The sequence below is a fragment of the Kandleria sp. genome (genome assembly GCF_017934775.1).
Taxonomy (GTDB): Bacteria; Bacillota_I; Bacilli_A; order Erysipelotrichales; family Coprobacillaceae; genus Kandleria; species Kandleria vitulina.
The window spans coordinates 1-11,210 of sequence record NZ_JAGBIX010000053.1; the positions used below are offsets into that span (position 1 = coordinate 1).

At 33.5% G+C, this 11,210-nt stretch carries 14 protein-coding genes and 1 rRNA gene; 13 read left to right on the forward strand and 2 right to left on the reverse strand.

Features of this window, described 5'->3' with window-relative positions; translation table 11 throughout:
• The 6 genes from rrf to J6L95_RS05880 all read left to right on the forward strand — a co-directional run.
• A 5S ribosomal RNA gene (rrf, locus tag J6L95_RS05855) occupies positions 1-107 on the forward strand; the annotation flags it as partial.
• A 122-nt stretch (positions 108-229) separates the two neighbouring features.
• Entirely contained in the window at positions 230-1,033 is an 804-nt protein-coding gene (gene cdaA / locus J6L95_RS05860) for a diadenylate cyclase CdaA (RefSeq protein WP_031589746.1), read from the forward strand.
• A complete protein-coding gene (locus J6L95_RS05865) occupies positions 1,026-2,138 on the forward strand; it encodes a CdaR family protein (protein ID WP_287458460.1) in 1,113 nt (370 codons plus the stop codon). The genes cdaA and J6L95_RS05865 overlap by 8 nt, the downstream gene beginning before the upstream one ends.
• An 11-nt stretch (positions 2,139-2,149) precedes the next feature.
• Positions 2,150-3,496 (forward strand): phosphoglucosamine mutase, encoded by a 1,347-nt coding sequence (gene glmM, locus J6L95_RS05870; protein ID WP_029071047.1) that lies wholly within the window; start codon positions 2,150-2,152, stop codon positions 3,494-3,496.
• Between the two features lie 76 nt (positions 3,497-3,572).
• Complete coding sequence (locus J6L95_RS05875; RefSeq protein WP_029071048.1) at positions 3,573-4,229, forward strand: response regulator transcription factor; 657 nt, start codon at positions 3,573-3,575, stop codon at positions 4,227-4,229.
• Complete coding sequence (locus tag J6L95_RS05880) at positions 4,229-5,569, forward strand: ATP-binding protein (protein ID WP_287458461.1); 1,341 nt, start codon at positions 4,229-4,231, stop codon at positions 5,567-5,569. The genes J6L95_RS05875 and J6L95_RS05880 overlap by 1 nt, the downstream gene beginning before the upstream one ends.
• A 69-nt stretch (positions 5,570-5,638) precedes the next feature.
• Here J6L95_RS05880 and J6L95_RS05885 read toward each other — a convergent pair whose 3' ends face one another.
• Positions 5,639-6,034: a hypothetical protein gene (locus J6L95_RS05885; RefSeq protein ID WP_029071050.1), complete on the reverse strand. Its 396-nt coding sequence runs from the start codon at positions 6,032-6,034 to the stop codon at positions 5,639-5,641.
• A gap of 96 nt (positions 6,035-6,130) precedes the next feature.
• Here J6L95_RS05885 and J6L95_RS05890 point away from each other — a divergent pair, with 96 nt between their 5' ends.
• From J6L95_RS05890 to J6L95_RS05915, 6 genes are all read left to right on the forward strand, one after another.
• Positions 6,131-6,559: a hypothetical protein gene (locus J6L95_RS05890; RefSeq protein ID WP_029071051.1), complete on the forward strand. Its 429-nt coding sequence runs from the start codon at positions 6,131-6,133 to the stop codon at positions 6,557-6,559.
• 24 nt (positions 6,560-6,583) lie between these two features.
• The gene (deoD, locus tag J6L95_RS05895; RefSeq protein ID WP_029071052.1) at positions 6,584-7,288 is read left to right on the forward strand and encodes a purine-nucleoside phosphorylase; all 705 of its coding nucleotides are present in this window, start codon (positions 6,584-6,586) and stop codon (positions 7,286-7,288) included.
• Entirely contained in the window at positions 7,288-7,914 is a 627-nt protein-coding gene (locus tag J6L95_RS05900; RefSeq protein ID WP_029072931.1) for an HAD family hydrolase, read from the forward strand. The genes deoD and J6L95_RS05900 overlap by 1 nt, the downstream gene beginning before the upstream one ends.
• Before the next feature lie 68 nt (positions 7,915-7,982).
• Positions 7,983-9,071 carry an alanine racemase gene (gene alr, locus J6L95_RS05905; RefSeq protein ID WP_287458462.1) on the forward strand — a complete coding sequence of 363 codons (1,089 nt, stop codon included), beginning with the start codon at positions 7,983-7,985 and terminating at the stop codon, positions 9,069-9,071.
• Positions 9,061-9,339, forward strand: a complete 279-nt coding sequence (locus J6L95_RS05910; RefSeq protein WP_029071055.1) for a hypothetical protein — start codon at positions 9,061-9,063, stop codon at positions 9,337-9,339. Before alr ends, J6L95_RS05910 begins: the two co-directional genes overlap by 11 nt.
• Positions 9,340-9,436: 97 nt before the next feature.
• Positions 9,437-10,084 carry a hypothetical protein gene (locus J6L95_RS05915; protein WP_287458463.1) on the forward strand — a complete coding sequence of 216 codons (648 nt, stop codon included), beginning with the start codon at positions 9,437-9,439 and terminating at the stop codon, positions 10,082-10,084.
• 34 nt (positions 10,085-10,118) lie between these two features.
• Here the strand turns inward: J6L95_RS05915 and J6L95_RS05920 are convergent, their stop codons facing one another.
• Entirely contained in the window at positions 10,119-10,493 is a 375-nt protein-coding gene (locus tag J6L95_RS05920) for a RidA family protein (protein ID WP_031589742.1), read from the reverse strand.
• A 126-nt stretch (positions 10,494-10,619) separates the two neighbouring features.
• Between J6L95_RS05920 and J6L95_RS05925 the strand changes: the two genes are divergently transcribed.
• The gene (locus tag J6L95_RS05925; protein ID WP_074686140.1) at positions 10,620-11,030 is read left to right on the forward strand and encodes a thioredoxin domain-containing protein; all 411 of its coding nucleotides are present in this window, start codon (positions 10,620-10,622) and stop codon (positions 11,028-11,030) included.
• Positions 11,031-11,210 lie beyond the last annotated feature (180 nt).

Below are 11,210 nucleotides of genomic sequence, written 5' to 3' on the forward strand. Positions count from 1 at the left end.
TGGCGGCGATGGCGCGATGGACACACCCGTACCCATGCCGAACACGGAAGTTAAGCATCGCAGCGGCGACGATAGTCGGAAACGGCAAAAACAGCACGCTGCCAGTCTGTCCGGTCCCCAAGGGGACTCCTTTTTTTTTGCAAAAATTGACCCTTTATACTTTAGGGTGAGCTCTTTCATTATAGTTGTAAAACTGATATAATGACTATTAATGAGCGAGGTGAAACAAATGTCAGGATTGTCCTTATTCACATTCAGCAATATAATTAAAGCCATTCGTGTTCTTATTGATGTAACTGCAGTTTGGGTATTAATATACTTTGCCTTATCCACATTTAAAAACAATAACCGTACAATGCAGCTCTTTAAAGGGCTTATCGTTATCGCATTGGTTAAAATGATGACTAGCTTCTTTGGTTTTACTACTTTAGATGGTATAGTCAATACGGTCTTAACATGGGGAGTACTGGCTATCATAATTATTTTCCAGCCAGAAATCAGAACCCTACTTGAAAAAATGGGACAGACCAATAATGAATTCACAAATTCATTATCGACTGATGATCGTGAGAAGATCATCAATGAATTAGTTAACTGTATTACGTATTTATCAAAAACGCATACAGGTGCTCTTATTACTTTTGAACGAAGACAATCCTTACAGGATTTTATCAATACAGGAATCAAATACGATTCGGAAATAAAGAATGAAGTTCTACAGACTATTTTTTATGAAGGAACACCACTTCATGATGGCGCTACTATCATAAAAAATGATCGTATTGTAGCATCAGCTTGCTTTTATCCTCCTACAAACAAGGATGTTCCTGCACAGTATGGTGCAAGACATAGAGCAGCCATCGGTATTAGTGAAATTACCGATTCATTGACAATCATTGTTTCTGAAGAAACAGGAAATATTTCATTCGTGGCTCACGGTGATTTAAGATTAATCAACCCACGAGAAGTGAGAGCTCAGCTTGTAGCTGAACTTAATTGGTATCATGAGGACGAAGGTGATTTCGATGAATGATAAGAAAGATAAAAGAGTACGTGCTGACTCCAATACAGATTTCTTCTTGAAGATTGTAAAAAAAGAACAGGAAGAAAGAAAAAGTCAGAATGAAAAAAAGGTTGAGCTTGAAGAAAGAAAAACCAAGACTATCAACGTTTTCTTTGAAGTATTTAACACAATCAATAAGATGCTTGATCGTATGCTTAACAGCAAGCATTCATTAAGATTCATTTCATTGATTCTCACATTGGTACTGTTCTTTACATTTTCTGGTGGTGATGTATTAACATCTACAACATCAGGAAAGACAATCAAGAATGTTCCCGTAAGAGTTGAAGGTCTCGCTGATGGATATGAAGTATCCGGTTTACCTTCATCTGTTAATGTCGGTTTAATTGGACCTTCATTGGATATCTATACTGAACAAGTAAAAAAGGATTATCAGGTATACGTTAATTTATCTGAATATAAGCAAGGCAATCACACAGTTACATATTCTTATAGAAACTTCTCTAAGAATCTTACTGTTATGATTATGCCAGAAACAGCTTCTATCTCTATTGCACCTAAGGTATTTAAGTCATTTAAGGTAGAACCGAAGTTTATTAATGAAGATAAATTAGATGAACGTTATGCAGTAAGTGTCAATTCACTTTCTAAGGAACGTGTTAATGTTTATGCCAGTAAAGCAACACTCAATAAGATTGATCATATCGTTGCGGAAATAGATGTCGCTAATAGGACAAAAGCATTTACAGCTGAATCTGTTGTGAAGGCTGTAGATTCTAATGGAAAGAAGGTCAATTGTACAATTTCACCAACTAAGATCAAGGCGGAATGTTCAGTTGATACATATTCTAAGGTTGTGGCTGTTAAGCCGCAGTTTACTGGAAATCTGAAGAAAGGATATAAGCTAACTAGTTATGTTCTTTCACCTTCTACAGTGACTATTTATGGATCAAGAAGTGATATTGATGATATCTCCTCTGTTGCTTGTAAGGTAGATATATCAAAATTAGCTGGATCAACTACCATTTCGGGCATTAATCTTGAAATGAATGATAAAATTTCTAAGATGTCAGTGGATAGTATTACGATATCCATGACTATTGAAAAAGAATAAGGAGATTAAAAATGGGAAAGTATTTTGGAACTGATGGGTTTCGTGGAGAAGCCAATGTTGATTTAACTGTTGAACATGCCTATAAAGTCGGAAGATATTTAGGCTGGTATTATGGTAGAAATCATAAGGCAAAGATTGTAATTGGGAAGGATACAAGACGTTCAAGCTACATGTTTGAATATGCTTTAGTTTCAGGGTTAACTGCTTCTGGTGCTGATGCTTATCTTTTACATGTCACAACAACTCCTTCTGTTTCTTATATTGTAAGAACTGATGGTTTTGATTGTGGTATTATGATTTCTGCATCACATAACCCATTCTATGACAATGGATTAAAAGTTATTGATTCAAAAGGTCAGAAACTTAATGCAGAAGTAGAAAATGCGATTGAAAAATATATTGATGGCTTAATGGATGAAATTCCATTTGCAGTAAAAGAAAATATCGGACGTACTGTTGATTACTCTATGGGTAGAAATAGATATATTGGTTACTTGATGAGTATTCCAACACGTGCCTTCAAGGATTTAAAAGTAGGTCTTGATTGTGCTAATGGATCTGCTTCAAGTATTGCTAAAGCTGTATTTGATGCATTAGGTGCTAAGACTTATGTTATCAATAATGAACCAGATGGTACTAACATCAATACAAATTGTGGATCTACACATATTGAAGCTTTACAGTCTTTTGTAACTGCTAATGCTTTAGATGTAGGTTTTGCTTATGATGGTGATGCTGATAGATGTTTAGCTGTTGATGAATTTGGTCGTCTTGTAGATGGTGATTTAATCCTTTATGTATGTGGTAAAGAATTAAAACAGAGAGGCGAATTAAATAACAATAAGATTGTTACTACTATCATGAGTAATATCGGTCTTTATAAAGCACTTGATGAAATTGGAATTGGATATGCTAAAACTCAGGTTGGAGATAAGTATGTCTATGAAAATATGGTAGAAGAAAACAATGTCATCGGTGGAGAACAGAGTGGACATATTATCTTCTCTAAACATGCTACAACAGGTGATGGTATTCTTACTTCATTAAAGATTGTAGAAACAATGATTGAAAATAAAAAGACATTAGCTCAGTTGACTGAACCAGTTAAGATCTATCCTCAGCTACTTATCAATGTACGTGTTAAAGATAAGAAAGTTGTATTGGATGATCCAGATGTAGCTCAGGCTGTTGAAGATGTCGCTAAAGCACTTGAAGGTGATGGTAGAGCATTAGTTCGTCCTTCAGGTACTGAACCAGTAATCCGTGTAATGGTTGAAGCACCAACTGATGAATTATGTCATGAACATGTTCTTAAGGTTGTTAATAAGATCAAAGAAAAAGGATATGCGGTAGACTAAAATTACATAATTTCACAAAATATTGCTATAACATTATGGCAATATTTTTTATAATAAGAATACGAGGTGACTGCGTATGAAATATTGTATAAATATAATTGATGATGAAAAGAATTTAAATGATCTTGTGAGAACGTATCTTGAAAAAGAAGGGTATGAAGTCCATTCTTTTTACACATATGATGAAGCACATGATCATATTCAAGATGATGTTCACCTTTGGATTGTGGATATCATGCTTGATAAAAACAGTGGTTTTGACTTGTTAAGTGAAATCAAGTCATTAAAACCAGATATGCCAGTTGTTTTCATGAGTGCAAGAGATCAGGAGTTTGATCGTATTATTGGACTTGAAAAAGGAAGTGATGAATATATCACTAAACCATTCAATACCAAAGAGCTTGTGTTGCGTATAGGCAATATCTTAAAGCGTGTCTATAAGAATAAACAGGAACTTACAGAAGTTGATAGTTACTTGATTGATGAGACAAAACGTAAGGTTACTGCTGATGGAAAAGAGATTGAATTAACGACAAAAGAGTATGAATTACTTCTTTACTTTGTTAAAAATAAGGGATTGGCCATCTCTAGAGAACAAGTTTTAACAAAAGTATGGGATGAAAACTATTTTGGTAGTGATCGTGTCGTTGATGATACATTAAGAAGATTAAGAAAGAAGATGCCAAATATTAATATTAAGACAATCTATGGATTTGGCTATAGGCTTGATTAATGAAAAAGAAAATAAATTTTAATATTCTTTCACGTTTTTCCTTGTTAAGTCAGCTTCTCATTGTTTTTGGTTTAGTGCTTATTTCCTTTTTGACAATAGTGATGCCACTTATTCAATATAATGCAAATCACATTATTGAGAATCAGATGTACGATATGCTTGAGAATACTCAAAATGAGCATATTCCCGGGGAAATAAGAAAAGAGAAGAGAAAGAATCGTTTGATTTCTCATCTTTATTATGATGCTGAAAAGAATGAATGGGTTTCAGATTCTTTTGATATTGATTATTCTTTTGCCAATTCTTTATATTATCATGTAATAGGCAATGATCTTGAAGGAATTGTAAAAGATAAAGCGCATAAGACAAGAACTGGTAGTGGTGTCATTGATGGCACAACATATTACTATCGTATTGCTCATCTTACGGAGTCTAATACGGATTATTATCAGATCAGTTTTTTATCTAATGATTATTCTGATAAACTATTAGGAATATTGATGAAACGTGTTATCTACATTCTCTATGCGTTTCTATTGATTATGGCGATTGTACTTATTTTGTGGGTATTAACATTTATTAAGCCATTAAATAAGATTAAAGAGTACGTCAATAAGATTCCTAGTGGTGAAGAGGGAGAGCTTCATTTAAATAGAAAAGATGAGATTGGTATTGTTGGTGATGCCATTGTACATATGAATGCGGATATCAAGAGACAAGAGAAGGCTAAAGAAGAGATGATTCATAATATCTCCCATGATTTAAAGACACCGATTGCCTTGATTAAATCATATGGTCAAAGTGTAAAAGATGATATCTATCCATATGGAGATAAAGAAAGTTCCATGGATATTATTTTAGAGAATGCGAATAGATTGGAGCATAAAGTAAAGATGCTGCTATACCTTAATCGTTTGGATTATCTTAGCAGCGAAGATAAGAAGCTAGATAGCTTTGTAATGAAAGATCTTATAGTAAGAGATATTGTGCCGATGCAGTCACTAAATGATCTTGATATTGTACTTGATTTAGATGAAAGTACATTTGTAGGTAATCCTGATCATTGGCGTGTCGTTATTGAAAATATTGTGGATAATGCTTCACGTTATGCTAAGTCGGTCATTAAGATTACTGTTAAGGATGGCAATATGACTATCTTCAATGATGGGGAACATATTGATTCCCATCAGATTCAAGATCTCTTTGATCCTTATGTCACAGGTGTAAAGGGACAATTTGGATTAGGATTATCCATTGTTAAGAAGACATGTCAGATGTACAATTATAATGTTAAAGCAGTCAATGAAGAAAATGGTGTGTCTTTCATTTTTACTAAATAAAAAAGTCCGATTATGAAGTGACCCCCAAAAGTCTAACTTTTGGGGGTCGGTACATTACGATCGGACTTTTTATTCGCCTTTGATATAGAATAAAATAAACTGGTAAAAATAGAGACCTGACCAGATTACAAATGTGTGTGCATAGTTGCCAAAGTAGTTATCAAGGGAATCTGGGAAGAATGAGATGGATGTTACATTAAGATTAAATGCAACAATAAATAGAATGATACCTAGAATGCCTGAAAATAGAGCTGTAAGCGGCGTATTGTATAAAGAGGCATGACTGGATATAAAACAGATAAACACTCCTGATAGAACGTATGACAGCATTATGAGAAGCTGTCTAATGACATATTGTGTAGAACTATCGCTTAAGTTAGTTAATAAGATAATAAATAGACTTTGAATAATAATGTATAAAATAGGCCCAAAGAAATAGAGCGCCTTATAGAATTTTTCTTTCATGATATGCTCCTTTCACGTACTTATTATGGGTGATGAATTAACGAAAAGCAAGTATACAAATATGTGATATTCATCTATAATAGAGATGGTGATTTTATGAAAAAGAAACTCATTGTCTTTCTTGCTCTATTGATGGTAGGATGCAGTGCCAGCAAGAAAATAACATTAAAAAAAACAGTGACAATTGAATTCTATTCCATTAGTGAATGTGCACAATGTCAGGTATTTAAGAAGAAGGCTCTTCCTTATTTTAAAGAACGTTATGGTAAAAAAGTGATTATCAAGATGTATGATATGGATGAAGAGTCTACAAAACCACATTATGATGAAGCATTAAAGCACCTTCAGGAATGGGATGAAGCATTCTATGGACAAAGTCCTTTTCTTTATGTAAAGAATCATTTTGCTTATCTTGGTTATAATGCAGGAGATGAGGAATGGATTGCCAAGGATATTGAGGCATCATTGAATAAAGAAAAGTTAAGCAAGAGACTAGAAGGACATCGTTTTCTTTATCAGAAATAATTGAAGAGGTAGGAGGAATATAATATGCCAACACCACATAATGAAGCAAAAAAAGGCGATTTCGCCAAAACTGTATTAATGCCAGGAGATCCACTACGTGCTAAGTTCTTAGCAGAAAATTATCTTGAAGATGTAAGACAGGTCAATGGTGTAAGAGGGATGCTAGGTTACACTGGAACATATAAGGGAAAAGAAGTCTCTATCATGGGTTCAGGTATGGGTATGCCTTCAATTGGTATCTATTCATACGAATTATATACAAATTATGGTGTAGAAAACATTATTCGTATTGGAAGTGCAGGTTCTCTTCAGAAAGATGTACATATTAGAGATGTCATTATCGCACAGGGAGCATGTACAGATTCAGCTTGGGCACATCAGTATGAATTACCAGGAACATTTAGTGCCATTTCTTCATATGATCTATTGGAAGCTGCTGTAAAGGAAGCTAAAGAAAAGAACATTAAATATCATGTAGGTAATGTGATCGCATCTGATCTTTTCTATCACGCAGATGGAGAAGCAGCAATGAGCTGGTGCAAAATGGGTGTATTAGCTGTAGAAATGGAATCATATGCATTATTCTCTACAGCAGCATATTTAGGAAAGAAAGCTTTAACATTGTTGACAATTTCAGATTCATTAGTATCAGATGAACCAGAAACAACTGCTGAAGAAAGAGAAAAGACATTTACTGCCATGATGGAAGTAGCATTGGAGATTGCCTAATGAAAATCAAATGTGCATTCTTTGATTTTGATGATACGATAGCGCATGGCGATACTATTCATAAATTATTGATCTATACTTTCAAGAAACATCCATTATCTTCATGGCGTTATATTAAGACCGCATTCTTTGGCTTAGGACATCTTTTAAAACTAGTTCCTATGGAGAAAGTAAAAACTACGATTCTTTTTCCTTTAGACTTGTTTACTCAAGAGGAACTAAAGGTATTCTATGAAGAAAAAGTTGTTCCAAGCTATTATCCACATATGGTAGAAGAGATGAAAAAAAGAAAAGAGGAAGGCTGCCATGTCTTCTTGGTTACTGCTTCATCTGAAGCTTATATGCATTTTAATAAGCTGCCAATTGATGTTTTAATGGGTACAAAAACAAAAATAATTGATGGAGAATATTCATCAAGGATAATTGGAAAAAACTGTAAAGATGCGAATAAATGCGATCGCATTAATGAGTATCTAAAAGAACATGATTTTGAGATTGATTATGATCATTCATATGGATATTCAGATTCTGATCATGATATTCCCATGTTATCAATGGTGAAAAACAGATATCGCGTATCTAAAAAAGACGGCGCATTATCGCCTTTTATTCCTAAAGAGCAATAGATAAAATTGCTCTTTTCTATTGTTATAAATTATTGTATACTATTTGTTATGAAAAAGAGGTGTACTCAATGAATGTGAGAATGCGTGATACGTATGCAAAAATTAATTTGAAGAACATTAAAGAGAATGTAGATACAATCTATGATAAAGTAAAGAAACCATTAATTGCGATCATTAAAGCAAATGCTTATGGCCATGGTTATAAAGAAGTTGCTTCAGCATTAAAGAATAATAATAAAATTGCTTTATTTGCCGTAGCTACATTAAAAGAAGCAGTAGACTTAAGAGATTTAGGTATTAAGCAGGATATTCTTGTATTAGGAGCAATCCCACTTGAAGATTTATCTATTGCCATTGAGAAAAATATTACTTTACCATTGTTCTCATTTGAATTCTTAAAAGAAATTAATGCTATGCATCATTTTGATGCCCCAGTCAAAGTTCATATCGCTATTGATTCAGGTATGAATAGAATTGGCTTTAAGACTAAAGAGGAATTAGAGAAAGCTTTCTCTTTAATTGATCCTGATAAGGTGAATGTAGAAGGAATTTTCACTCATTTTGCAACTGCAGATGAACCTGATAATGACACTCAGAATGAGTCTTATGAAAAACAGCTTTCATTGTTCAAGAGCATTGTGGGAGATTATAAATTTAAATATGTACATTGTGATAACTCTGCCGCAATGATGTTCCATCATTCTGAATATGGAAACTTAGGAAGAATTGGTATTGCTCTTTATGGTGTAGATCCAAGAGGTGTAGATAATGATGAATTAAAGCAAGCTATGTCTCTTTATACTAAAGTTGCAATGATCAAGAAAGTTCCTAAGGGTGAAAAAATCGGTTATGGAATGACATATACTACTCAAGAGGATGAACTTATTGCTACATTGCCAATTGGTTATGCAGATGGCTTTATTCGTGCAAACCAGGGCAGAAAAGTATTTATCAATGGTTCATACTATCCAGTAGTTGGTAGAGTGTGCATGGATCAGTGCATGGTTAAAGTTGATGAAAATGTTCATGTACATGATGAAGTAGAAATCTTCGGTGAACATATCTCATTAGCTAAAATGGCTAAAGAGTTAGATACTATTCCTTATGAAATCACATGCTTATTATCATTGAGAGTGGAAAGAGAATATGAAGAATAGAGAAGCTTATATTTCATTAATTAAGAAGCTAGAAATACTTTCATCTATTTTGTTAGTTGTATTTATTGTCTTATCCGTTGTCATGAAATGGGGACTTGCAGGTATTGTATCAGGAATAGTTATCTATATTCTTATTGCAATATATACATATTCAATTATTAAAAAGTGCGCATGTCCATCTTGTGGCAATACAGAAATATTTATTCGTAAAAGAGGAATGATTGTTGGGGTAGAAAAAAGATGCCCTCGCTGTCATAAGAAATTATAGGAGAATCGAAAGATTCTCCTTTTCCATTTTTTACCATATTTTATACATTATTATACGTGAGTTGTATTCTATACTCACATTAAGAGGTGAATAAAATATGAAATACAAAAAATTAACGCTTTCTTTAATAATTATGATGATTTTATCTTTAGGTGGCGTAGCTGCAACGTTAACATATGCTAAGCTATCTAGCTCCAATACAACACAGACAATGAGTGGTGGTACACCACCATCAATGCCTGGTAATAGTCAGTCTAATTCTTCAGGTAATACAACACAAAATCAGTCTAATTCTTCAGGTAATACAACGCAGAATCAGTCTAATTCTTCAGGTAATACAACGCAGAATCAGTCTAATTCTTCAGGTAATACAACGCAGAATCAGACTAATTCTTCAAGTAATACAACACAAAATCAGACTGATTCATCCAATAAGAATATGATGATTTCTAGTACACAAAGTAGTGGATTAGGTTCAATGCAAGTATTGATAATTGGAGAATGTCTATTTGTATTTAGTGCTTCTTCATTAGTTCTTATTGCGACAAAAGCTGGAAAGAAATCAATCAAAGAGGCTTTAAATAAATCTCATAAGGTTGTTATTGTAGTAATCTCAACAGTGTTATTAACAGGAGCGTTGACATATGGAACGGTGATGTGTGCTAACACATATTTATTAGACAGTAAGCAGGTACAATTGCAGGGTAGCGGTACACCGCCAACTCTTCCAAGTCAATCACAGTAAAAAAGCTCTTCCTTAATGGAAGAGCTTTACGATGTTATTTTTTTGCAATAACTTCAATTTCAATTAATGCACCAGCAGGAAGTTTAGCAACGCCAACTGCACTTCTTGCAGGATATGGTTCTACAAAGTATGAAGCGTAGATATCATTAACTGTTTTAAAATCATCGATGTTATCAAGGAAACAAGTTGTTTTAACAACATTGGTGAAATTAAGATTCTGACTTTCTAGAAGACCTTTAATATTACGAAGTACCTGGTGTGTCTGTGCTTCGATGCCTTCTGTCATAGTGCCAGTTGATGGATCTAGGCCAATCTGTCCTGAAAAGAAGATAAATTCTCCTGTATCAATTCCTTGTGAATAAGGCCCAATGGCTTGTGGTGCGTTATTTGTCTTAACTGTTTTATTCATAATCTTCGTCTCCTTTACTAGTGAATATCATATCATACTTAATAATGTATGAAAATAGAACAAATGATATCATATTGAAAGGAATTGTTATTTTTGTTAAAATATTTGAGTCGGAGGTAAGCTTCAATGGAATTTATTAAGAAATTTGCAAAAGAAATCAGTGTGTTTGGATTAGTTCTTGTAGTATTTTTAGGTTTGTTTATTTATCGTCAGGCAACTTATGCTACTTATAAGACAGTCAATGCATCAGTTGTAGAAAAGGCAATTAAAAATAAAGATGATATGATCCTTGTCGTAGGTCCATCAAGCGATTCTACAGTATCATCTTATCAGAGCGTATTGACTGAATTCGCAACTAAAAACAGAAAATATACTATCTCTTATTTAGATAAGAGCAGTTCTTATTTAAGCAAGACATTCAAGATTGATGCTGCAACACCATGCACATTAATCATCAAGGATGGAAAAGTAAAAGCACATAAATCTGGAGCTTTGCAGTATTATTATCTATTAGATTTTATTAAAGAAAATGCTTAGTTTTCTAGCGAGTCACAAACTCGCTTTTTTGTTTGCACAAAAAAAGAGACTGTAACGAAATGATTTAATCATTTCGTTAGGCTTCTTTTTTTTCCATATTTTTCATGATATGTAGTATATGATTTCATTCTATTCATTCTCATAAGACTCACAATAAAAAAACCCTAAAAAAGGGCGTAA